This is a genomic window from Bacteroides sp. MSSM.1001136sp1_RTP21357st2_D2_RTP21359_211015 (assembly GCF_040913205.1).
In the GTDB taxonomy this organism is placed as follows: domain Bacteria; phylum Bacteroidota; class Bacteroidia; order Bacteroidales; family Bacteroidaceae; genus Bacteroides; species Bacteroides ovatus.
Genome location: NZ_JBDFVF010000005.1, coordinates 120,620 through 142,395, shown reverse-complemented (window position 1 = coordinate 142,395; position 21,776 = coordinate 120,620). Strand labels below are relative to the sequence as shown.

Here is a 21,776-nt window from a genome sequence, read left to right as displayed (position 1 = left end):
TAAAGGTAGCTTTTTTACTTGTGAAAGATATGGGATGCTGACAAGCAAGTGTGAAACTCTATTCTAACTAACTTGTCCTGTGGTCAGTTCTTTTTTTAGAAAGTCGTACACGTAACCGGCACTTTGGTAATAAAGTCCCGTAGTCGGATCACTCAAACGCTCAAAGGTGTCGGAATTGTAGTAGATTTCCATTGCTTGCGTCATATTATACTGCCATTCCTCCATGAGTATCCGTATGATTTCACTACTTAAATCTTCAATCATACATTCTATTTGTGTATTCGTCAGCTTCATAGTTTCTTTAGGTATGAAAGGGCATGTTCAGTGCCGAAGTAATATTGTATGGTCAACCCGTTGGCATATTTTAGTTCTTCAATCAATCTGCTCATTGAAATGTCTCCCATGCTGTAACGACGTAACTGATAGGTTACTCCGTCGTCGGCAATAGGACCAATGACTATATCGTAAGTGTGTGCAGGATGTGTATGGCTACGGTCGCGGTTGAGTAAAACGAACTGTGCCCATTCTTCACAGTAATCATCGAATATTTTTATTTGCAGATCTGAAGTCTTTATTATTTGATCTTCCAGTTCGAAGATGGTCACACATGGCTCTCCGGATTGTAATTGATCGGTTTTTTGTTTGGCTAAGGCATGTGCCTGTTCATAACCGGGAGAAAGATAAAATCCTTGGCCAAAGTCTTTGAAGGGCTTTGAACGAGATAGGTCCGGCTTGTCTATTTCCATATTTGAACCATGGTATAGCTTCATTACAGTTGTCCTCCATTTCTACGGCATACCATTGATAAAGCTTCAATAGAATCTTCGAAAGATTGTGTGTGCATTACTTCATAGTGTTTTTGTAAAAAAACAAGGCCTTTAAAACGATTCAAATAGTTGAATGCCTGTTTTTGCTTGATTTGATAAGTCGCTGCGAACTCTGCGATTAAAGCTACAGTAAAATTCAATTTGTTTTTCTCTATGCGAGACATCATGGTTCTCCTTTCTTCATTTGTATTACCTTCCGAAAACAAAGATAGGAAAAACTCTGCAATATCAAAAATAAGAAGCTATTAAAAGTTGACTTAAAGCTCTGTTGCTCACTCTGAATTAGATGCAGTCAGAAGATATGGATTATCTGGATAGTAAAAAAGGGAGGTAGAGAAAATGGAGCGAGCGGAAAGTTACAGGGATTTTTGGATGAATGGCGATTATTAACTAGCTTTAGCGGCCTAAATGATTCATTTCTCTATCTATGATAAAAAGAAACTTGTTAATTGCTATCTTGATTTTATGTTCTATCGGAACATTGAAAGGGCAAACCGCATCCGATTCTTTGGCAATCGTATCTGCCCAATGGAAGGTGGAAAGTCCTCAAAAAGGACTCATTTATAAGTATGCTTCTATCCCCCGATTGTATCAGGGACCCCAGTCTGTTAGTCTGATAGAAGTTGATCCCGGTGCAGGCTTGAAAGTTGATGTTGCCGTTTCGGATAAAATGAAAGAAACAAGTAAGATTGCTTCTGAATATAACGCCATTGCAGCCATTAATGGCTCCTATTTTGACATGAAACGGGGAAACTCGGTCTGTTTCCTGAAGACGGATCGCCAAGTTATTGATACAACGCTGCAGAGTGAGTTTAAACAGCGTGTCACAGGAGCCATTAGTGTGCGCAAAAGGGGAATGAAATTAATTCCTTGGAACAAACAGATAGAAAAGAATTATAAAGGCAAAGCAGGTACGATACTAGCTTCCGGTCCGTTAATGTTGAAAGACGGACAGGTTTGTGATTGGAACTCGTGTGAACCGAATTTTATCCGGACGAAGCACCCTCGTAGTGCTGTTGCTACTACTAAGGATGGAAAAATACTGTTGATAACGGTAGACGGGCGTTTTCCTGAACAAGCAGGAGGAGTGAATATCCCGGAATTGGCACATCTGATCCGGGTTTTAGGGGGTGAGGATGCATTAAATTTGGATGGAGGTGGATCTACTACTCTTTGGTTGTCCGGTGCATCAGATAATGGAGTCGTTAATTATCCTTGTGACAATGGGCGGTTTGACCATGCCGGAGAACGGAAAGTTCCTAATATTCTTTATATAACGCATCAATAACGTTTCCATTATTCTTCATTGTATTTAAGGTCTTTCAGTGCATAGATTAAGACTTTTCAGTGCAGAAACTAGTGACTTTTTATGCAGTCGGGTGGTTGCCCTGTTGTAACGGGACAATGGGCACTTTATAAAAAGACGAATGTCACCTTATAGGGTGACATTTATCATTCTATAAGGTGACTAGCTATCCTCAAAAGGATGAAAATTACTAAAGATACAAAATTAATTAGTGAAAAGCAATAGTAGGGTAAGAAATTTATCTGTATTGCAAACAGGCTTAGAATTCAAATCCGAATCTAGCTCCTACTCCATGTAACTCCCATGTATCATTCCAACTGTTATGATAATAATGCCCTCCATAGCTGTAACTATAATCCGTTGTGGTGTCATAATCTTGGAAGTTATACATCAAAGCTAAATTCAAGGCCTTTTTCCCTTTTAAAGAAAAACGTACTCCTACTCCTATTGAAGCATACGCTCCTTCTATGTCTCCTACAGCATATCCGGCTTTTACGTCGGCGAACGGAGTCACTTTTTTGTTGATGAAGTTAGCTCTGAAGTTAGCATAGATGGGGGCTGCATAAAGATCTGCATCGGTATAGTAGTTGAAAGCAACGCCACCACCTACAAAGAAATAATTGTTGAATTGATAACCATGTGTGGTTGATAATTCAATTTTAGAGGCATTGTAGTCGCTCACATCGCCAATATATGCAAAGTCTACGAAACCCTTATAGCCTTTTAATGTATTTCTTGCGGCTTTGCGGTCGTTGGTATCCTTACGATAATCTCTTGTGTACCGCTCTTCTTTTGTGATTTTAGTCACATCACTCATCTGACAGATGATGAGGCTGCCATCACCTGTTTTGATTTTTAAAGAGACATTGGGCACTTGTTCAATGATTACTCCTTTAATAATGCTGCCATTCTTTAAATACACTACTTCTGTGTAATTCTGTGCTGCGACATACGTACTGATACTTAATAATAAGGTCAGTACTAATAGTAGTTTTCTCATACTTGTATTTTTATTGTTTATAGTTTCTTGAGTGCGCTATAGATAGAGCCTGCCCAATAGTTGCGCAATCCGAAACCACGTGCCTTGCCGTCGGTAATCCATTCTTCAATGATTTCCTTTGTTTCGGTATTGAAGAATACGACTTCATACGTTCCTCTATTGTTTGATTTGTCCAGGAACTGTGCGATAAACACCATACCTACTCCGGGTGTTTTCTGGATAGGCAATGCGTTGATGGCTGCTTTGATTTGCTCTTTACTAAGAGTATATTCTCTTTTAGCAGTCATTAGCTCGGTCAGGTCGATGTTTTCGTTCACCTGATTAACGGCATCCAGTGAAATCTCTGTCACTTCTTTTTTCAATTGTTTTCCTACGTTATACTTCTTAGCTTCTGTGATGAACAGTTCATTGATACGTCTGAAAGCATCTTTGAATTGTGCCGGTGATTCATCTGCACCGAAAATTTTTACTTGGGAGTAGTCTACCCCATAGAACTTAATAGACTGAATGTCTTTCAATGCACTCTTGCCTTGTCCGAAACAGAACAGGCTCGTGCTCAAGAATAAGAATAGAATAAGTTTTTTCATATACGTTAATGTTAAAGTGATATAGTTGGTTACTAACTTCCAAAAGTAGAAAATAATTATCGTAAATCAATGAATTTTATCGTTTTTCGACTCATTGGAGGCATTTGTATCTTGGCAATGTACTCTGCCGATTCAAAATTGATGCTTGGCGCCACTCTGACTTTCGAACGGAACAGATCTTTAATCTCTTTGGCAAAGGCTTCGCTACGGTTCTCGCTTCCGATACGAATCAGAATCTCATCCGTTCCCAATTCATTGGTATAAACTTCAATGATATAGTTTTTTACCGAAGGTATATTATCCAGAATGTCGAATAATGCAGGCGGATACAACGTCGTTCCTTTGTATTTAATCATTTGTCCTTTCCGGCCGAGGATGGAGCTTAGGCGGATGGTATTTCTCCCGCAACCACAGGGATCGGTGTGGTGGTAGCAAATATCGCCTGTTTTGAAACGGAGCAACGGCATACCTTTGACTCCGAGCGTCGTGATCGTCACTTCCCCTGCTTCTCCCTCTTCCACAGGACGATTATTATCATCCAGAAACTCTACAATGATAAGTTCCGGTTGCAAATGTCCTCCGTGGAATTCATTACACTCGGTAAAGGACGACTGCATTTCGGTGGAGGCATAAGTGGAATACAACTGCAAGGCAGGCCATTTATCGTGTATCTTCTGTCCGAGCGTATTCAACTGGAATTCCTGATTGCGCAATGCTTCTCCGATGCAGATGCACTTCTGCATGGAACAGGTATTATGGTCGATATGGTTCTTTTCGGCAAACTCTATCAGTTTGATAAGGAAAGAGGGGACTACCATTCCACAAGTCGGATGTATCCGTCGAATCGTGTCCCATTGCAGTTCCGGGATGCCGTTGCCTACACGGATCACTCCCATACCCAGTTCGCGGGCTCCCATATAATATGCCAAGCCTGCCATGAAACGGCGGTCGATGGTAGTCATCAATTGAAGAATATCTTGCTTGGTGCATCCGGTGGTGGTGAAAGATAAGTATTCGTTGTAAGAAAGACGGTCCAGGTCTTCAGAGGTGAGAACGAAAGTGACCGGATCTCCCAATGTGCCCGAAGTCGTCACATAGTCGATAATTTCCTCTTTGTCTACGCAGATGAAATCATCGTTATGGAGTTGCAGGTCCGTCTTGGTAGTGACGGGGATCTGTTGCAAGTCTTCAATCGTCTTTATTTGATTGATATCAATGTGATGTTCGGCAAACATCTGTTGATAGAACTTGGAATGTGCTTGCAGGTAGGCTAACACTTTGGCTAACTGTTCTTCCTGATAGCTTTTGATATCTTCCGGTGAGCGGAACTGAATTTCAGGATTCTTTTCCATCTTTGGATTGTTTTTGAATTTTCTGTTGGATACGTTCTTTCTCTTGCAACTTGGGAATGGATTTCTTCAATGCCTGTTGCCAGTATGCAATGGCCTGTTTAGATTGCTGCATGGCCTCGTAGTAATCTCCTATTACTTCATATACATAGTATAGGGAAGGATTGGAGGCTTGGTATGTTTTTAAAACAGATTCCTCTATCTGTTCCTTTTTTCTGATTTTCTTCAATAAAAGCGGAGTCAGTTTCTTATACGTGAGAAGATGCTGGAACTCCGGTGTGTCGATGAATTTATCTTCCGGAATGGTCAGGTCGGAACTGTATATTTCGTGTTGCCAATCAATCGTGTCTTTGAATATCTTATTCAGGTCATAGGTTACGTATTTCCCACATTGCCAGGGAGAGGTCGATACCCACATCAGCCGTTTCTCCGGTTGGAAGATGACGGAATGATGGGCAATAAACTGATTGATGGCCATTTCGTTGGCCAGTCCCAGGTCTGTGTTTTGCAGGCCTTTGTGGTCACGCAGGATAGAGGCGGCTTTGGAGACATCGATCGGAAGATCCTCATTAATGAGTTCCGTTAATCGTGCAAAACGGTATGGGCTGTCGGAAGTGCGGATATTTTCCATGTTTCGTTCGTCCTTGCTGAATTCTTCCGATTGGTAATGGTTGGTGCAGATGAGCCGATTGGCTTCTTTTCCGGTGAAAAGCACAGTTTTCTCCGGAGATTTCTCGATAATCGCGGCTTTGCCATCTTTGGCAGAACCTATCAATATGGATTCGGAGACGAATGTTTCCCGTTTTTTGGCGATGGCAAAGGCTTCATCAATAGTGGCTGCATATTGCAGAATCTCTCTGGTCAGGATGGAAATGGGGGTGGCGGAACCTGTCGGGACAGCAGATTTGGCAGCATTAATTGTCACGGTAAGACCTGTCTCGTTCATGCCGGATAACACTCCTATCATACCCGGCCATCCCACAGAAGCAAACCTGTATCCTTGCTCCGGTACATAAAAAGCCACCTGCTTGTTCTCTGCGAAGGCATCTCCAACGTAGAAATCGAAGTTACGTCCAATCAGCAGGGATGAATCTGCACTTTGTGTTCCCCAAGTGGCGAACGAACTGCATCCCACTAACATATAATCTTGCATGGCATGTCCCAGGTCGTGTGCCGAATGGTAATTCAACTGGCGTTCGTAAGGAGTGCCGATGAAGTCGTATTCATGCGTACATGATAGCGAGATTCCGTAGATCTCGTCGCGGTATTCTTCGAGGACGTTCTCACCCAGATTACGGTTGAATAATACAATGAAGAACCGGAGGAATTTCAGATAACTGTCTGAAGGAACAATCTCACGAATCTGATCCACGAACACTTTCTCTTGATAGTGGAGCAGGTCGGAAGACAGTTTCCCGATAGCTTCTCCTCTCTGGAAAGCATCCCCTTTCACAAATAATTCCCATAAGCCGCTGTCGCTGTGCCGGAGAAAGTTATCTCCATAATACCGGAGGTGGAGACTGTCTATATCAATCACTTTGTCTGTGGTCATGCTTTGCTCATGTTTGGGCGTTTGCATATCTGCAGAAAAGTAGAGATAGCTGATTCCGGCTATCAATAGAACGATGAGCGACAGGAAAAGGAAGCCCGTGTATTGGAGTGTCTTTTTGACTATTCTATGCATTTCCTACTTTTTTAGCCAGATATTCTTGTCCTACAAACTCCGCACAAGTCAGCATGGCAGTTAGTGTTACCCCTAATGCACCATGCACATTCAGGTTTTGACCGGTGAGAAAGAGATTTCCCAAGCGGCTTCTTGTAGATACGAAACCAATTTGCGGACATTTATAATCTTTGATGATCCCATACGCGGAACCATCCACTGTTCCTGTATAGTCCCGATAGCTTAATGGAGTAGTGGCATACATCTCTTCTATGTTTTCTGAAAGATCAATGCCATGTCCCCGGATGAAGCGGAGAATCTGTTTTGCTTTCTCCTTTTTGAAGGATTGATAGTCTTCTCCCCGATGTTCGGGAGTCGTGTCCTTCCAGGCGGACAGTTCATCTATATACATCGGTGTCAGGATGGAAATGACACTGGCATATTGACTGTCCTCGGAAGACGCTTGCATGGAAATCATACAGTTGGTGGTCCGTCCCGGATAGAGCAGTTTGTCATACCACACTTTATTGTTCGCATGCAGATACAGGTTGCGGTTCTGATAGGGAGTGCTTCTTTTCTTCATTATCAGGTAGAGCGTAAAGATGCCGTAGGTGTTTTCCAACGAACGGATGCGGGAAATATAGGCATTCTTGATGCTACGGTTTTTATCCAGTATCTCCAATGTCCGTTGGGGATGCATATTGGAGATGACGAAGTCGCTTTCCAGTCGCTCTTCCCCGTTGATGATAACCCCTTGTACCTTTTCGTTTTCAACGATGATGCGGGTGACTTCACTGTTATTGAGCACGGTCCCTCCATTTGCCCGGATTACATTGATTAGCTCCAGACTGACTTGCATACTTCCGTCTACAAAACGGTAGGCGCCTTCAATATAGGAGTGATTAATCATGGCATGCTGGTAGAAAGTGGAGACATCTTTCAAACCTCCGTAGAGTAAAGCTGAACCTGCCAGTACATTTCGTAAGGCGGGGTCCGGAGTGATATCCGCAATCAGGTGGGCGGCAGAGGTACAAAAGTATTTCATACCCTCCAAAGCGAGTGTGCCTTGTTTCAGGTGGTCTACGCTAATCAGGTTTCCGACAGCTTGAAGCTGTTCGGCATAGCATTTCAAGTTTTCTTTCTCATGCGGGAAGGAACGGCAGATGGTTTCAATAAACTGCGGGTATCCCATTGCATAATCGTATGTTTTTCCTTTATAGTAGATCGTATCAAAAGCAGCATCGTCCAAGCGTTTTATTTTCAGCTTGTCCATGATACCGAAATAGCGGAAATACTGGTTCATCACTTGACCCTCATCCAGGCTTCCTACATAATGAATACCCGTATCCAACAGATGCCCTTTTCGTTGGTAAGTCTGGAAGCATCCGCCGAATTGCGCATTTTTTTCTACTACGCATACGTTGAATCCCTCTTTGCTAAGAATCGCTCCGCATTCCAGTCCGCCAAGGCCGCTGCCGATAATGATGATGTCATATTTGCTCATACTAGTTCGGTTTTCTAAATATGTAAATGGTGTTTGATGTATATTTGTCATTAGGAATGATTTCGACAGCCATTCCACAGGCGACTGCTATTTCCCGTAATTGGGTTTCAGTGGTGAAATACAGCTCTCCGGTCGTCCGGTTGAAGTTGAAAATACGGGTGGATAGCAATTCCGTGAACCGGGTTAACCGGTGCTTGGAAGCGTTGGCTGAATTTCCGTCGCGTATGATAATCATTCCTTGTGAACGTAAGCGACCGGCACATTTCAACAATAGGGTTTGTTGATGTTCGTAGCTCATATAGTGAAGCATGTCGTTCAGGATAAAGACATCACTTTCCGGCAGAGGATATTCCAATGCATTGCCATGCTTGAACTGGAGATGCTCGTTGCGTAACCATCCGTGCTGCGCCAGCCCTATCTTGTCTTCATCGTAATCAATACCCAGGATTTCCCGGTCCTCGGAAAGCAGAGACAGCATATAGCATAACGGGCCGAAGCCGCAACCGATGTCTGTGATTTGCCCTTGGACGGGAATCAACCGGTTGAATAGCCGGTAATTCTTTTCCATTTTTACTTTGATACGGATATACCATTCTATGACGGGACCTTTATAGATATAGTTTTGGATAAGAGCTTCGTAGAATGCAGGATTGTTCGTCGTGTTCTGTTCACGGCAGATACGGGCATAAACTTCTTTCATGTAAGCGGATATGCGTTTGGTACGCTCCTGGTAAGTATTTCCGAAAGACAGTTCGTCTAATGGTATACGGGGAAGTATTTCCGTATAGATGATTCCTTTCCGGATATTGAAAGGTTGTGCTTTGGCAATGATTTTGTTATTACCGTAAAGCAGGATCGGGAGAATATCCAGTTTCAATGCTTCTGCCAGATAGAATGCTCCTTTGTGGAAACGTTTCATCTTTCCGTTATAGGTACGTGTGCCTTCCGGGAAAATGGCGATGGAGTAGCCCTCCTTCACTTTTTTCCGCATTCGTTCCATGTATTGCTCGTATCCTTCGCCTATATAATAGAAATCAACATAACGGATGATTGCCCCAAAGAAAGGGGAATGCCATACCCAGTGGTTAGTCACCATCAGGATTTTGGACGACAGAGACAGCAATACCAGAATATCGATGAACGACTGGTGGTTAGCAATAATAATTGCCGGCTGCTCAAAGCGTTCGTTGGTTTTGTTGATGTGCTCTTTTTTGACGGCGGTGGCCAGTAGCAGAATTCCTTTGCAGGTGATTTGTATCAGGCGGCACACCAAACGCTGCTTGCTGCTTTTGCGCACAGGCACCGGATAAAGCAGAATAATCAATATACGGAGGACGATGCAGCCGATAAAGAAAAGCAGGAAGAGCAACACGGTACGTATCAATCCGATAAGTGTATAAGGCGGTAATCCTTTGGAAGCGGGGCCTGCGATGAAGAACCGGAAAATGAGTGGCTGAATGGTATAGGCCACCAGTACTACTGCTATCATACCCAGAATGGAAATCAGGGAAATGGATTGCAAAGCCGGGTGTTTGGCAAACACAAGTGCTCCCATACCGACCACTGTGGTGAAGGCGGAGAAGAAGATAGCCGTTTTATGGGAATTCAACACCTTCTGACCTGTACGGTATTTGTTTTGTAGCCCGTCCATAATGAAGATACTGAAGTCATCTCCAATGCCAAAGATAAAGGTGGACAGGATGATGTTGATAATATTGAACTCAATCCCCAGAATTCCCATCAATCCCAAGATGATTACCCAGCTGATTAGCATCGGGAGAAAGCTCATCAGGGTAAGTTCGATACGTCCGTAGGAGAACCATAGTGCAAAGAATATGAGGAAAGAAGAGATGTACAGAATCAGGTAAAAGTCGTCATTGATGGCCGATACCCATTTGTTGGCAAAATAGGAACGGTCGAAGATGACTACATTCGGGTCTTTATTAAAGTTCTGGTACACAGCTTCCTTATTCGGTTCGCTGATCCGTATCTGGCTGATAAGCATGGTGATGGAATCGGCAGAGGTTTGCCATTCATTTAATAGCTTGCCGGATAAATCGTCTCCTTGCGCGGTGTAATGATATTCACCGAAAGGCTGGTTCATCCATTGATAAAAAGGTTCGAAGCTTCCCGGGCGGAAACGATATTCGGCGGCAACTGTTTCCAACTGTTCACGGACTTGTTGCTGTTTTTCATCCGTCCAGTAATCTTTCCATTTCTTCAGGCGTTTTTGCTGCTCTTGCGGAGAGATCAGAAACTGTGAGGCGGAGGCATACTCTTTGATGAGTCCCTGCTCTTTCAGTGCCGATAACTTCTGATTGGTTGTTGCATAAGTTTCGGTAGCCTGATTCATGTCTTTTCCCACACTGACAAAAAGCACGGTCTTTTCGTCGTTGTCGAAGAGTTGCAGTAATTTTTCTTCTGATTGTTGGAGATGGCGGGGCTCATAGTTGAGACTCATCATATCGTTGTTGAAGCCCACCTTTTGCGAAGTAAACAAACAGATTACTGTAATGAGGAGGATGCCGCCTACCAGCCATTTATTCTTTTCGTAAGAATAAGCGTTTATTTTCTCGATGATGCGTAGTATGCGTCCCTGTTTGACGTCTGCCTGTCCTTTCAGAAAATGAGGCAGGTAAATGAGGCAGAAGAGGGTAGTGCCCACCAATGCCAGAGAGGCAAACAATCCGAAGTCGCGTAACAGATCGGAACTGGTGAATATCAATCCCAGAAATGCGCCGATGGTGGTGAAACTACCTACCGTAAGCGGATAGGCTATCTCTTTAATAAGTTGTTGAACGGTGGAAACATGGTTCTGGTGTGCCAGCATGTGAATGGAATAGCTTAGTGCAATGCCCATCACTGCCGAACCGGCTCCCACTGCAATGGCGGAGATACTTCCTTTGATAAAGAAAATGAGAAACAGGGCGAATAATCCTCCGAACAGTACCGGAGTAATAATCAACGGTATCGATCTCTTTCGTTTAAAAACGAGTGAGATAAATACAATGATGATAAGCAGTGCCAGAGAGGAAGTCAGGATGGTATCTTTCTTAATCTGACGGGCGTTGTAGACTCCCACGGAGGGACCGCCGAAATATTCAGCTCGAATGGTAGGAGATTCTCCCTGTACGTGCTTGAGCTCTTCTTCGAGTATCTTTATCAGTTCGTCGTTCTTTCCGGTGCTGCCTGTACTGAATACCGGGGTAATGAACATAAGTAAGGTGGAACCGTCTTTGGAGAAGATATGTTCGTCATAAATCTCGTAGTTGGCTTCCAACTGGAAATCTTGCAAATGTTTCAGGGTTTCGCTTCCCAGTCCGAGCGGGTCCCGGAGAATATAGCTTCTTAATGCAATTCCGGCAGGAGAGAGGAGATTGGTATAATTCTTTTGCATGACAGCCTGTATCCCTTTATCCGTCAGTAAGGAATCGAAGCGTTGATAGTCCGTATCTGTCAGGAAAAGCGGAAGATGTTCATAAACGAAGTCTGTGGCTCCTTGGATGAGGCTTTGGTCTACCTGTGCGAAAATTCCTTTAATCAGTTTTCCTCCGGCTTTTTCAGTCAGGGTTTGTTGCAGTTGTCCGGCTGCTTCTATCAGGGAGTCGGGTTCTACGCGGTGGCAGGTATCTGCCGAGGATAACATAATGATAATCTTATCCTTAATCTTGAGATTGTCGAACACTTTGATTGTGTTCTGGGAATCTTTAGTGTCGGGGAAAAATTGTGTGATGTTCTCTTCGAACCTTACTTGCAGGGCAAAGAATCCCATTAACAGGACACAACTGATGAGTGACAAATAGAACAGAATCTTGTGCCTCTCGAAATAATCATATAGTCCGATAAAAAACTGGGTCATATCTTTTTTTTCCTACACGCCGTGAGCAGAATGAACGCGATGGTTCCTGCCAGTATGCTGCAACCGACTGCAAAGATAACACTTCCTATTAAATATTGCTCTATGACTGATTTTACATTTTCAAAAGAAAGTTCGTTTAAATGCAGATTGACAGGATCTCCCAGCACTTTGCAACCGGTTACGTAACTGCCGTACAGCAAAAATGGAATCATCGGAGGGATACTGATATTGGCTGCTACAATAGCTATGACCTTATTCAGTCTGAACAAATGTGCCAGAAATAACGTGATTAGCATTTGATATCCCCATACCGGAACGATCCCCATGAATACGCCGAGTGTGATGGCAGCCGTGATCCGCAGATTAGATTCGGGGGAGTGGGTGACATGATCCGAGAAAAACTGCTTGCAGTTCTTCCAGGTCAGTTTACGGAAGAAGTTCCGGGGGATGATCCAAAGGAAAGTGACGAGCACCAGTACTGTGTTCAGGATACTGATACGAGTGAAATCGCGGAACGGTCGGAAATGAGAAACTCGCTCTTCCTGTGGCGGATAATAAACATGTACCGGAATGTTTTTAACGGTAATGCCTCCCCAGGCTGCAAAGACAAGTGCTTCCAGCTCAAATTCGTATTTGGCGGTGTAATACCACTTGTCCACATTCATTCGTTGGATGGGGTACAGGCGGTAGCCGGATTGAGTATCTTGCAGTTTGATACCTGTTTCGAGGGTAAACCAGAAGTTGGAAAACTTATTGGCAAATGTATTCTTTCCCGGCATATTGTCCGAGGCGAGGTTACGGGCACCTACCAATAATGTGTCCGGTTCTTTTTCTATGGCTTCGATCAATGCAGGGATATCCGAAGCGAAATGCTGTCCGTCAGAATCAATGGTGATAGCATACCGGAATCCTTGCTTTTTGGCAAAGGATAGTCCATGTCTCAAAGCTACTCCTTTTCCTTGATTGACAGGGTGGGTGATGGTATGTAAGTTAGATTCCCGGCTAAGTATTTCGGCAGTTTCATCTGTAGAACCGTCGTTGACAACAAGGATATCGGGGGCGTAGAAACGTACACTTTCTATGACGTCCGCCAGTGTCTTTCCATTGTTGTAACTTGGGATGATAACGATGATCCCTAATTGTTTCAACTTCTCGTGCCAATAGGCTGTACTTATTTGTTCCTTCATACTGTCGGGGTAAGTGCAGCTTTTAGTTTGATGAAACATTCGTTCTTTACGGTATTTTCTTCTACAGTGCTCTCTTTCACTGTACTCTTTTTTACAGCATCCTTCTTTACAGTCCCTTCCGCTTGCAGCTGAAGTGTACTTTCTTCTGTCTCTTTAAAAGTCAGTGCCACCGAAATGTGCGGTGTTTCTATAGGATTGATAGCCGAAAGAAACTTGCAGGAAGACACTTGTGTTACTTGCAATTTTTGCTGGCGAATGTCTTCTACACATTCCTTGATAAGTTGTAACAGGCAAACTCCCGGAACTACCGGATGTCCGGGGAAATGTCCCTGATAAACAGGATGCCCGGGATTCAACTTTACTTGGATAGTCCAGATCGTTGAGTCCGATGATTCGGAGGAAAGGATGGTATAGAAGTTATCAAGTAGCATATATTAAATCTCTTTAGATAGTTTGTCCAGACGGATCGTTAACCGAATCCACGGATGTTTGATTTTTATTTGTGCGGGATCGCCCGGAGTATTGCCAGTGATGTAGACCACTGACTTTCCAAAGCCTTTTCCACTGGTTCTTTTTTCAGTAGCACTGTCTTTAGTCGTTTTCACACGAATATCTTTCCCACTTAAGAACAGACGTCTGAAATCCATCTCCAGAAGTTTCAGCACCTTTTCCTTTTTCATGGGTTCAATGCAACTGTTGACAGTAAACTGATCGTTGCGAAGAGAAAAATCGAAAAGGCTTAGTCCGAAGTAGGTAGACGCTACGATCCGGATTTCGTTATCAGGCATACGGCGTACTATTAGCATACCGCTCATGTGATGTTTCATGAAATCCAGTTGGATATTGTATTTTTGCGAGCTTTCTCCTTGTGTTAGTTCGATAGCGGGGAGCACAGTACTTCCTTCCCCGCTCATCCGTGGAGAGCAGGAAGTCTGGATCTGTATCCATAAGAACAGCAGAACCATCAGACTAACGAATCGCAAACTTCGTCTCATTCTTCAGGGAGTTGAACTTTTTATTATAGAATTCGTATTCTGTATAGTTTGTGGCTGTTTCGGACAGACGGAGTTTGTGTACCGACATATCTTTCTTGTCCAGATAGATTTCTATACCGGCAATATAGGCTTGTACCGCTTTGTTGGTCGGTTTTATTTTAACCAGATAGTATCGTGCGTCTTCAAAATACTCCAGCAGGTAGTTGGACGACATTTTAGACAGGTCGCCTATCATACACGCGGTCAGCATATCCTGCATCTGTGCCATCATTTTGTTCGAACTAAGATTCATGATACTTTTCTTGCCATCCGAAACGATTTTGAGCTTACTGCCGTTTATCACGATGAGATAATCCATCGGGCGGAAATATTCCATGCAGATTTTATGGGTCTTCTGGTAGTAGAACTTCCCTTTGGAAGTAACCTTCTCATCGAATACATCGAGATATTTCACTTGGGTGAAATCGCTTTCGATGGACTCTACGGTTTGCGCCTCCTTTGCCAGGCGGCTTTCAAACTCTGTCTTTTGCGCCATCTTTTTCATGCTCTGGGCATGGATAGAGGCTATTGACAAGAAGAAAAGCGATAAATATATTAATAAAGTTCTCATACCTTTTTTTATTTTATGCCAATAGTTTGTCCGGACGGACAACGGTATATCCTTGTTCTTTCAGCAAATCCAAGATTTGTTTCACTAGCTGGTCGCTGTCAGGCATCCGGTCGTGCAACAGAATAATGGCTCCCGGTTCAAGATGTTTCCGAATCCTGGCAAGGACTTTATCCGGTGCTTGTTGTGTATCCAGTGTACGGATGCTCCATCCTATAGGGGTATATCCTAACTGTCGAACGGCTTTCGCAATCGTTGGATTAGTGACACCGAACGGCGGACGAAACAAACTAACCGGCTGCGAAGTTACTCGTTCTAGTTCACACTGACAAGTTTGCAAGTCTTTTTTCATCTTGGAGAGCCCGTATAGCGGGAATAAACCGGAATGGGTATGCGAATGATTTCCAATCAGATGACCTTCTGCCACCATTTTTTGCAAGATTGCTTCATTCCCTTTTACCTTATGACCGATACAGAAGAAACAGGCGGTTACCTGATATTCTTTTAGTACCTGCAGAACTTTGGGGGTCTGTAGGGAGTCGGGGCCGTCATCAAAAGTCAGGGCGACAATCTTTTCCGCAGTATGCTTTTTGCAAAATGACCGGAGGTAAATTCCCGATTGAATGCTATAAGAGGCATAAACGAGAAAAGACAGGAGCAAGAGCAAGCAAAGAAGGAGGCAAACGATTATCATACGCTTTTCCGGATTAGAATCAATGAATGATTGATGGAGTGGTGATGATTATAAATCAATATATGGGTCGAGGTAGTGCCGTTGGCCGATTCGTTCACTGCTTTCCATACCGCATACGATGTTGCGGTAGGATATTCACCACATTCATTCTTAAAACTAAGATGAACACTTTCCGGGAAAAGGTTTGTTTCAAGCTCTTCATAAATAGAGTTGCCATTGTCAACAGTTTGCTCGTGAGAGTCATCTTGATTGTGTGGCTTCTTGTTTTTCCCGGTAACCAACCACTGAATATCCTGACATTCTAAACCATTTCGTTGCAAAAAACGGATGATTCGGGAGCTGATTTCTTCTGTAGTCTGTTTCCCTATGAAAGTTTCGATTCCCTGTATTTCAGCCAACGGATGCTCTCCGGCTTCCCGACTTAACAGGAAGAATTGAGCACCTTCTCCGGCTGCTATCCCTTTCAGCACTCCCAGCCGTTGCTGAATCGTGTAACTGGTTTCTGTCATTTCATCGATGGCTCCCACAAGTATATTCTCGCTTCCTTCTCCTATTTTCATCATAGCGTCCAATAAAGCACTTTCAAAACTAAGACCACGGTGGACATAAGTCATGTTGTAGGCATGTATTTGATGAATCAGAGCTATTTGTGCACCGATTGTATTGAATGTCGACTGGATAAAAGGAGTAGGATTCAGCATCCGCTCTTCATTATCCAATAGGTTGTTCAGGAATTTTTCCGTATCTGTCAAGCAGCCCAATCCTGTTGCTGTGATGATTCCTTGTATCTTTTCAGGAGATAGTTCACCCATACATTCCAATCCGCAAGCCACCCCCATTTTTACGATACGGCTCATGCGTCTGCGCAAGGTCGCATTGGTGATAATATCCTTATAATCGGGTTCGCAAGCCTGAAGATAAGGGCGATTATTTCCTGGTGAATGATCCTTTGGCGGATGAATGGAAGCGATGCGTTGAATATAAACTGGCTGCATAGGCTTAAATACTTAAAGGTGCGTTTATGCTGGAAAATTCGTTGCGGAAAAGAGGAGCGATGAATCGTTTCCTCCGAAACCGAAAGAGTTGGATAACACATGTCGGATGGGGATTCCTTCTTGAAAAGAGGTTTCCGGTATCAGTCCTGTTTCCGGCATCGCATCCGTAAAGTTCAGGTTGGGATAAATCAGCCCTTTATCTATTGAAAGAACGGAGTAAACAGCTTCAATTCCTTCGGAAGCTCCTAAGGTATGTCCGATAAAAGCTTTTACCGAACTAAATGGCGGAACGTGTTCTCCAAAGATTCTTCGGAGCGCCATGCCTTCTGACGCATCATTGCCGGGAGTACCTGTTCCATGTACATTGATATAATCGATTTCTTCAAGGGAAATACCACTGGAAGCGATAGCTTCACTCATTGACAGAAAGGCACCGTCCCCTTCAGGAGAACTTCCTGTTTGATGATAAGCCTCATTCGTATTGGCGTAACCGCTAAGTTCGCAATAAGGAGTTCTTTGGAGTGAACTTTCCGATTGAAGCACTAAGTAACCGGCACCTTCTCCCAGATTTAATCCGGTACGTGAGCGGTCAAAGGGACGGCAATGTGTTTTGTCCAAAATCATCAGGGAGTTGAATCCATTGAGCGTAAACCGGCAAAGTGCATCCGTACCTCCCACGATAGCAGCATCCAGTAGCCCGTGTTTAATCATTCTTGCTCCCAGCATGATGGCATTGGCTGCTGACGAGCAGGCTGTACTGATGGTGGTTATAAAATCATTGATACCCAAATACGAAGCAATCAATTCTGTACTGGCTCCGCAGTCGTGTGAAATTACTTCCCGTAACCGTCCCTGTCCCGGGTTTTTCTTGAAAGATTCATAGAAGTGCTCGCTCAAATCCATGCCGCCAACGGAAGTGGCGGAAATAAAACCGATACGTAATGGTGGTGTGAGTCCCGCATCTTTCATTGCTTCTTTGGCTGCTATCATTCCCAACAAGGCCGTACGTGATACAGTGCGTTGCGGAGGTAAAGAGATCAGTTGCTTTAGTTCCTCATTGCTACGTTTCACTTCGGATACGGGCACATCGAGAGCAGTCGGAAAAAGAGTTACTTTTCCGATGCCATGCTTTCTTTGTCTCAACGCTTCTATATTTTCGGAAACTCCGATACCGATGCCCGAAACAACTCCCAATCCGGTGACGTATATCTTCATCGGTTAAGCTTTGCGATTAGCAATGATGTAGTCTGCCAGTGTACGTACCGAGTAGAAGATTTGTTTTCCTTCACTGGGGTTCTCTATCTTTATACCGTATTCGCGTTCCAGAATCAGGATGATTTCGAGTGCGTCAATGGAGTCGAGGCCAAGACCTTCGTCGCCAAACAGAGGGGCTTCATTGTCAATATCTTCCGGAGTGATTTCTTCAAGGTTCAACTCTTCGATTAGTTTCCCTTTCACTTCGTCCATCAGTTCTCTTTTGGTTTGATCTAAATTATCCATAAATCGTTGATATATTATTAAGTTGTTTAAATTCTGCTTGATAATGTCCGTCCAGTAGTTCGCACCAGCCTATGATACAGGTGCGTAACTTACCTTTTGCCATCACAATCCTTGCATAATCCTCTAATGAGGCAGCATCGGATTGCCGACGGACAAAGAATGTATTCTCTCCCTGAATCTTGTGCCGGATACAGATTTCTCCCAATACTACATTGGGGAGAGTGTAGACAAACACGGCAGGACTGGCTGCTTTGTCCCCTTCTTTACTGATGATTGCCTGATGTTTGCAGTCCGTATCCAGAGAGGAAGAAGCATTGGCAAGAATGATTCCAATCTCTTCCGGACGGTGGTGTGTATTTTTCAGTAAATATTCGGCAGCTACATATCCCAGCTTACAGAGGTTGTCCATCTTATAGAACTTCATATTGTTTTCTCCCAGATGCTTGTATGCTTCCCGGATGAACGGTGCAAAGTCAGTTTCCGAAGAGCTGAATACAGTTGTTCCTTTACTTTCTACTGCTCCTGGCCTGATTGTGACCATGTTGCCCGATTCCACCACTGCTTTGCAAACTGACGGAGCACTCGCTTTGTCGGTTGCCTGCAAGTTTACTTTCTGTTTCAGGTGAGCATCGGGGAGGGATAATACCAGTGCGGCATTACAGCCTCCGAAACCGGAAGCGGTTTTGATGCAGCATTTCATCGGCATCGGCTGATGAGTGGTATAGACAGTGATAGGCATGGGAACACCGAGTGTTTCATACCCTAAAGTTCCGTAGTATCTTCCTTCTTTTAGTTGCTCTATGCAAAGTATGGTTTCGATAATGCCCGAAGCTCCTAATGTATGACCGAAATAGGGCTTGAGGCTATTCACCGGAACTGCAGCTAATCCCGCCAGATGTATGGCTTTGGATTCCATTTCATCATTGTAAACCGTAGCTGTTCCGTGTGCATTGATAAAGCTAATGTCTTCGGGGAGTGCTCCGGCTTCTTCCATTGCCTGATTAATGGCTAGAGCTAAACCGTCCCCTGTTCGGGAAGGACCGGATATATGGTTGGCGTCATTGCTGATTGCTCCTCCGGAGAGAATAATATGATTCGCGTTTCCTTGAGTTTCTAAAAGAACAGCTCCACAGGCTTCGCCCAGACTTAATCCATCCCGTTGTATATCGTATGGTCGGCAAAGGTGTGCGCTGACAGATCGAAACGATAGAAAGCCGCTGGTAATGAAATGAGAAAGAATATCCCCACCTGCCACAATCACTCGTTTGTAACGTCCTGATTCTATCCATCTCTTAGCGACGATTAGTGCCGAGACTCCTGATATACAGGCATTGGAGATGACCTCTACCTGATTTGTCGCTCCAAAGAAATCTCCGATTCGTTCCGCCATTTTCCAAAGAAAAACCGGACTGTCAGCAGGTAATTCACTCAATAAATCTATATTTCCTTTAGTGGTAGATAATAACAAGGTACAATCCGGCTCCCGCAAGTCGGCTCCCGATTGAGAAATAACCTCTTGGATAGCCAGTATGAATAATTGCTCCATTCGGGTATAATCCGTAATCTGCATCAGCTTCGCCCGTTTTTCCAATTCCACAGAATCAATCATTCCCGCCAATAGGGGATGATCGGAAATTAGGCCGGCTTCTTGCATACGGATTCCGCTTCGGTAGTTATGGATGGCCTCCAGGTTTTCCGGGATGCCGAAACCTAACGAACTAATCAGCGTATGGGCTGTGATGTATATATTTAAAGGATATTCCATTTCTTTTTCCATTCCAGATAAAACGGAGGATTCATAAGCTCCAATTCTTTATTCAGGTTCAGGAACACTTGTATGGTGCTTCCGGTGGCTACTATACTCTGGTCGGTAGCCCGGTAGATAATGTATTCAAATTTTATCTTGGCTGCTTCACAGGCAATATAGCGCGTTTCGACAATCGCTTCTTCACCAAAAGATAGTGATTGTTTGAACTGACAGGTTAAATCCACGATAGGAACCATGTATCCCTCCCGGTAAATACTCATATAATCCAAACCATACTGTTTGCCAAAAGCTTCTCTTCCATCTTCAAAATAGCGCACATACTCACCATGCCATACAATCTGCATGGAGTCTATTTCGCTGAACCGCACTCTGAAGGTAGTCCGGTTAGTCAAAGCTGCAACCTGTTGATTCGTTTTCCGTTTCATTCTTTTTTTATAAATATTTTCATCCTGCATTCAGCTATCAGCTTGTCTTCCACTTTCACTTGTGCAGAAATCAATGTAATGTCGAATACCTCCTGTACAACGGTAATCTCCGTAAATAGTTTCATCCCGTTCTTTGGCAAATCGTAGATTTTAAGTTTGTCTACCGAGCCGATAAACCCTAACGGTACTTTTTCACCCTGCCGGGTATAAAGAAATCCGATACGTGCTGCTGCTGATTGAGCGATGTGTTCAATAATTCCTGCCTCTTGCAGTTTTCCGGTTTCGTAGAAAATATTATCAGCAGTAACAGTCAGTCCGGAATAAGAATGATTCTTTTCGATACCAAAGAAACTGTCCACCATCACGATGGGCGGACGCTGTGGAATCAAATTGAGTATTCCTTCTCCTTGTATGATAACTTCCCTGTTGTTCATTTCAATCTGCATTGTACAATGCTGTGTCCCATTCCTAAATGGTCATCTATCTTTTCAACTTCCAATCCCGCTGCTTTGATGCACCGTTCCATATCATCCGAATGATACATTTTGCTGTTACCATTTGCCATGGCTGTGAAATAAAGACTGATTTGTGTCAGGCAATAAGCGGCTGTGTCAAACTTTTGCCGGTTCCAGAAAGTTTCCATGATATAGAGGCGACTCTCCCCACTCATAGAACGGGCTGCACGGGTCAGTATGCTGGTTACTTCTTCTTCCGAGAAACAATCAAGGAACTGGCTCATCCAGATAGCATCGAACCCTGTCGGGAAAGGTACTTCGGGATCGAGCAGATTGGCGCCATACCCGTGAATACGCATTGCTCCGGGTAGGTCTTTAGTTTGTTGACGCATCATCTCCAATTGTTGCGGAAGGTCCATAATAGTTACTTCCACTGCATCGTCATAGCTTACGCATTTGGTCGCCCATCGACCGGTATTACCTCCCACATCCAGTAAAGTCTTGGGATGACGGGCGAAAACAATTGCCAAAGCTTCGTCAAACGAGCAATCCGAGTAATAATGATCGAAACCGAACCAGCTCTTTTGTACCTGTGAGGGCAAGCTTGACAGCCCTTCATAGATAGTGCTCCATTCGCCGAATACTTTCAGCCCTCCGGGACGTCCGTTGGTGAGAGCCTCTTCGAGATGGAACATTCCCAGATAGTTGACATCGTGGTTGAAATCCATATTGACACGTACCATCCTGTCGTTGAGCAGGAACCATCCGGCTTTGGCAAGGCGGTAAAGGTTTTCGTGCCGCAATACGGTACCGATCGTTAATGAGGCTTCCAGCAAAACTTGTGTTGCATAAGAAGACAGGCCACAAGCCTTGCTGATTTCTTCTTGTGTCATGCCTGCACGTTCGTCGGCTAGTAACTGGAAAATACCGAATTTGAGCATAAGGCGTGATACCTGAAACACGATGGGCCCGAAAGCTATTTCTTGTGCCAAGCGTTGTGCCTCTACCGCGGTCAACGGTTCCTTATCATATTGATTCTGTTGCATCTTTATTTT

At 43.9% G+C, this 21,776-nt stretch carries 22 protein-coding genes; 1 reads left to right on the top strand and 21 read right to left on the bottom strand.

Annotated features, from left to right (window positions below):
- Positions 1 to 63: 63 nt before the first annotated feature.
- From AB5217_RS05505 to AB5217_RS05495, 3 genes are read right to left on the bottom strand one after another with little or no spacing between them, the layout of a single operon-like run.
- Positions 64 to 294 carry a hypothetical protein gene (locus AB5217_RS05505; protein WP_004297270.1) on the bottom strand — a complete coding sequence of 77 codons (231 nt, stop codon included), beginning with the start codon at positions 292 to 294 and terminating at the stop codon, positions 64 to 66.
- Entirely contained in the window at positions 291 to 770 is a 480-nt protein-coding gene (locus AB5217_RS05500; RefSeq protein ID WP_004323594.1) for a DUF3990 domain-containing protein, read from the bottom strand. Before AB5217_RS05500 ends, AB5217_RS05505 begins: the two co-directional genes overlap by 4 nt.
- Positions 770 to 991: a DUF3791 domain-containing protein gene (locus AB5217_RS05495; protein WP_004305471.1), complete on the bottom strand. Its 222-nt coding sequence runs from the start codon at positions 989 to 991 to the stop codon at positions 770 to 772. Before AB5217_RS05495 ends, AB5217_RS05500 begins: the two co-directional genes overlap by 1 nt.
- Before the next feature lie 263 nt (positions 992 to 1,254).
- On the opposite strand from AB5217_RS05495, the gene AB5217_RS05490 reads away from it, so the two are divergent.
- The gene (locus tag AB5217_RS05490; protein WP_004297274.1) at positions 1,255 to 2,115 is read left to right on the top strand and encodes a phosphodiester glycosidase family protein; all 861 of its coding nucleotides are present in this window, start codon (positions 1,255 to 1,257) and stop codon (positions 2,113 to 2,115) included.
- Positions 2,116 to 2,392: 277 nt separating this feature from the next.
- Here AB5217_RS05490 and AB5217_RS05485 read toward each other — a convergent pair whose 3' ends face one another.
- The 18 genes from AB5217_RS05485 to AB5217_RS05400 are packed head-to-tail and all read right to left on the bottom strand — an operon-like array spanning position 2,393 to position 21,767.
- Positions 2,393 to 3,133 carry a hypothetical protein gene (locus tag AB5217_RS05485; protein ID WP_032844047.1) on the bottom strand — a complete coding sequence of 247 codons (741 nt, stop codon included), beginning with the start codon at positions 3,131 to 3,133 and terminating at the stop codon, positions 2,393 to 2,395.
- A gap of 17 nt (positions 3,134 to 3,150) precedes the next feature.
- Positions 3,151 to 3,720 (bottom strand): hypothetical protein, encoded by a 570-nt coding sequence (locus AB5217_RS05480; protein WP_004311052.1) that lies wholly within the window; start codon positions 3,718 to 3,720, stop codon positions 3,151 to 3,153.
- Between the two features lie 56 nt (positions 3,721 to 3,776).
- Entirely contained in the window at positions 3,777 to 5,072 is a 1,296-nt protein-coding gene (locus tag AB5217_RS05475) for a phenylacetate--CoA ligase family protein (protein WP_032844045.1), read from the bottom strand.
- A complete protein-coding gene (locus tag AB5217_RS05470) occupies positions 5,056 to 6,753 on the bottom strand; it encodes a C45 family autoproteolytic acyltransferase/hydolase (RefSeq protein ID WP_032844043.1) in 1,698 nt (565 codons plus the stop codon). The genes AB5217_RS05475 and AB5217_RS05470 overlap by 17 nt, the downstream gene beginning before the upstream one ends.
- Positions 6,746 to 8,236 (bottom strand): phytoene desaturase family protein, encoded by a 1,491-nt coding sequence (locus tag AB5217_RS05465; RefSeq protein ID WP_032844042.1) that lies wholly within the window; start codon positions 8,234 to 8,236, stop codon positions 6,746 to 6,748. Before AB5217_RS05465 ends, AB5217_RS05470 begins: the two co-directional genes overlap by 8 nt.
- A 1-nt stretch (position 8,237) precedes the next feature.
- Positions 8,238 to 12,095 (bottom strand): trifunctional MMPL family transporter/lysophospholipid acyltransferase/class I SAM-dependent methyltransferase, encoded by a 3,858-nt coding sequence (locus AB5217_RS05460; protein WP_032844040.1) that lies wholly within the window; start codon positions 12,093 to 12,095, stop codon positions 8,238 to 8,240.
- Entirely contained in the window at positions 12,092 to 13,282 is a 1,191-nt protein-coding gene (locus AB5217_RS05455; protein WP_008776725.1) for a DUF2062 domain-containing protein, read from the bottom strand. Before AB5217_RS05455 ends, AB5217_RS05460 begins: the two co-directional genes overlap by 4 nt.
- Positions 13,279 to 13,713: a 3-hydroxylacyl-ACP dehydratase gene (locus tag AB5217_RS05450; RefSeq protein ID WP_032844038.1), complete on the bottom strand. Its 435-nt coding sequence runs from the start codon at positions 13,711 to 13,713 to the stop codon at positions 13,279 to 13,281. Before AB5217_RS05450 ends, AB5217_RS05455 begins: the two co-directional genes overlap by 4 nt.
- Before the next feature lie 3 nt (positions 13,714 to 13,716).
- The gene (locus tag AB5217_RS05445; RefSeq protein WP_070782607.1) at positions 13,717 to 14,277 is read right to left on the bottom strand and encodes a hypothetical protein; all 561 of its coding nucleotides are present in this window, start codon (positions 14,275 to 14,277) and stop codon (positions 13,717 to 13,719) included.
- Complete coding sequence (locus AB5217_RS05440; RefSeq protein ID WP_004323602.1) at positions 14,252 to 14,887, bottom strand: LolA family protein; 636 nt, start codon at positions 14,885 to 14,887, stop codon at positions 14,252 to 14,254. Before AB5217_RS05440 ends, AB5217_RS05445 begins: the two co-directional genes overlap by 26 nt.
- Before the next feature lie 13 nt (positions 14,888 to 14,900).
- Positions 14,901 to 15,578, bottom strand: coding sequence for a polysaccharide deacetylase family protein (locus AB5217_RS05435; RefSeq protein WP_004297286.1), 678 nt, complete (start codon positions 15,576 to 15,578; stop codon positions 14,901 to 14,903).
- The gene (locus tag AB5217_RS05430) at positions 15,575 to 16,573 is read right to left on the bottom strand and encodes a beta-ketoacyl synthase chain length factor (protein WP_032844035.1); all 999 of its coding nucleotides are present in this window, start codon (positions 16,571 to 16,573) and stop codon (positions 15,575 to 15,577) included. Before AB5217_RS05430 ends, AB5217_RS05435 begins: the two co-directional genes overlap by 4 nt.
- Positions 16,574 to 16,597: 24 nt before the next feature.
- Positions 16,598 to 17,788, bottom strand: coding sequence for a beta-ketoacyl-[acyl-carrier-protein] synthase family protein (locus tag AB5217_RS05425; RefSeq protein WP_004297288.1), 1,191 nt, complete (start codon positions 17,786 to 17,788; stop codon positions 16,598 to 16,600).
- A gap of 3 nt (positions 17,789 to 17,791) precedes the next feature.
- Positions 17,792 to 18,073, bottom strand: a complete 282-nt coding sequence (locus AB5217_RS05420; protein ID WP_004297289.1) for a phosphopantetheine-binding protein — start codon at positions 18,071 to 18,073, stop codon at positions 17,792 to 17,794.
- Positions 18,066 to 19,838, bottom strand: a complete 1,773-nt coding sequence (locus AB5217_RS05415) for a beta-ketoacyl-[acyl-carrier-protein] synthase family protein (protein WP_004311041.1) — start codon at positions 19,836 to 19,838, stop codon at positions 18,066 to 18,068. Before AB5217_RS05415 ends, AB5217_RS05420 begins: the two co-directional genes overlap by 8 nt.
- Positions 19,823 to 20,266, bottom strand: coding sequence for an acyl-CoA thioesterase (locus AB5217_RS05410; protein WP_004324733.1), 444 nt, complete (start codon positions 20,264 to 20,266; stop codon positions 19,823 to 19,825). The genes AB5217_RS05415 and AB5217_RS05410 overlap by 16 nt, the downstream gene beginning before the upstream one ends.
- Positions 20,263 to 20,700, bottom strand: coding sequence for a hypothetical protein (locus AB5217_RS05405; protein WP_004305453.1), 438 nt, complete (start codon positions 20,698 to 20,700; stop codon positions 20,263 to 20,265). Before AB5217_RS05405 ends, AB5217_RS05410 begins: the two co-directional genes overlap by 4 nt.
- Complete coding sequence (locus tag AB5217_RS05400; RefSeq protein ID WP_004311039.1) at positions 20,697 to 21,767, bottom strand: class I SAM-dependent methyltransferase; 1,071 nt, start codon at positions 21,765 to 21,767, stop codon at positions 20,697 to 20,699. The genes AB5217_RS05405 and AB5217_RS05400 overlap by 4 nt, the downstream gene beginning before the upstream one ends.
- Between the last annotated feature and the right edge of the window lie 9 nt (positions 21,768 to 21,776).

What these genes read in the sequence shown, in the direction of transcription:
- AB5217_RS05505 (WP_004297270.1), bottom strand. Translation starts at nt 294, where the DNA reads ATGAAGCTGACGAATACACAAATAGAATGTATGATTGAAGATTTAAGT.
- AB5217_RS05500 (WP_004323594.1), bottom strand. Translation starts at nt 770, where the DNA reads ATGAAGCTATACCATGGTTCAAATATGGAAATAGACAAGCCGGACCTA.
- AB5217_RS05495 (WP_004305471.1), bottom strand. Translation starts at nt 991, where the DNA reads ATGTCTCGCATAGAGAAAAACAAATTGAATTTTACTGTAGCTTTAATC.
- AB5217_RS05490 (WP_004297274.1), top strand. Translation starts at nt 1,255, where the DNA reads ATGATAAAAAGAAACTTGTTAATTGCTATCTTGATTTTATGTTCTATC.
- AB5217_RS05485 (WP_032844047.1), bottom strand. Translation starts at nt 3,133, where the DNA reads ATGAGAAAACTACTATTAGTACTGACCTTATTATTAAGTATCAGTACG.
- AB5217_RS05480 (WP_004311052.1), bottom strand. Translation starts at nt 3,720, where the DNA reads ATGAAAAAACTTATTCTATTCTTATTCTTGAGCACGAGCCTGTTCTGT.
- AB5217_RS05475 (WP_032844045.1), bottom strand. Translation starts at nt 5,072, where the DNA reads ATGGAAAAGAATCCTGAAATTCAGTTCCGCTCACCGGAAGATATCAAA.
- AB5217_RS05470 (WP_032844043.1), bottom strand. Translation starts at nt 6,753, where the DNA reads ATGCATAGAATAGTCAAAAAGACACTCCAATACACGGGCTTCCTTTTC.
- AB5217_RS05465 (WP_032844042.1), bottom strand. Translation starts at nt 8,236, where the DNA reads ATGAGCAAATATGACATCATCATTATCGGCAGCGGCCTTGGCGGACTG.
- AB5217_RS05460 (WP_032844040.1), bottom strand. Translation starts at nt 12,095, where the DNA reads ATGACCCAGTTTTTTATCGGACTATATGATTATTTCGAGAGGCACAAG.
- AB5217_RS05455 (WP_008776725.1), bottom strand. Translation starts at nt 13,282, where the DNA reads ATGAAGGAACAAATAAGTACAGCCTATTGGCACGAGAAGTTGAAACAA.
- AB5217_RS05450 (WP_032844038.1), bottom strand. Translation starts at nt 13,713, where the DNA reads ATGCTACTTGATAACTTCTATACCATCCTTTCCTCCGAATCATCGGAC.
- AB5217_RS05445 (WP_070782607.1), bottom strand. Translation starts at nt 14,277, where the DNA reads ATGAGACGAAGTTTGCGATTCGTTAGTCTGATGGTTCTGCTGTTCTTA.
- AB5217_RS05440 (WP_004323602.1), bottom strand. Translation starts at nt 14,887, where the DNA reads ATGAGAACTTTATTAATATATTTATCGCTTTTCTTCTTGTCAATAGCC.
- AB5217_RS05435 (WP_004297286.1), bottom strand. Translation starts at nt 15,578, where the DNA reads ATGATAATCGTTTGCCTCCTTCTTTGCTTGCTCTTGCTCCTGTCTTTT.
- AB5217_RS05430 (WP_032844035.1), bottom strand. Translation starts at nt 16,573, where the DNA reads ATGCAGCCAGTTTATATTCAACGCATCGCTTCCATTCATCCGCCAAAG.
- AB5217_RS05425 (WP_004297288.1), bottom strand. Translation starts at nt 17,788, where the DNA reads ATGAAGATATACGTCACCGGATTGGGAGTTGTTTCGGGCATCGGTATC.
- AB5217_RS05420 (WP_004297289.1), bottom strand. Translation starts at nt 18,073, where the DNA reads ATGGATAATTTAGATCAAACCAAAAGAGAACTGATGGACGAAGTGAAA.
- AB5217_RS05415 (WP_004311041.1), bottom strand. Translation starts at nt 19,838, where the DNA reads ATGGAATATCCTTTAAATATATACATCACAGCCCATACGCTGATTAGT.
- AB5217_RS05410 (WP_004324733.1), bottom strand. Translation starts at nt 20,266, where the DNA reads ATGAAACGGAAAACGAATCAACAGGTTGCAGCTTTGACTAACCGGACT.
- AB5217_RS05405 (WP_004305453.1), bottom strand. Translation starts at nt 20,700, where the DNA reads ATGAACAACAGGGAAGTTATCATACAAGGAGAAGGAATACTCAATTTG.
- AB5217_RS05400 (WP_004311039.1), bottom strand. Translation starts at nt 21,767, where the DNA reads ATGCAACAGAATCAATATGATAAGGAACCGTTGACCGCGGTAGAGGCA.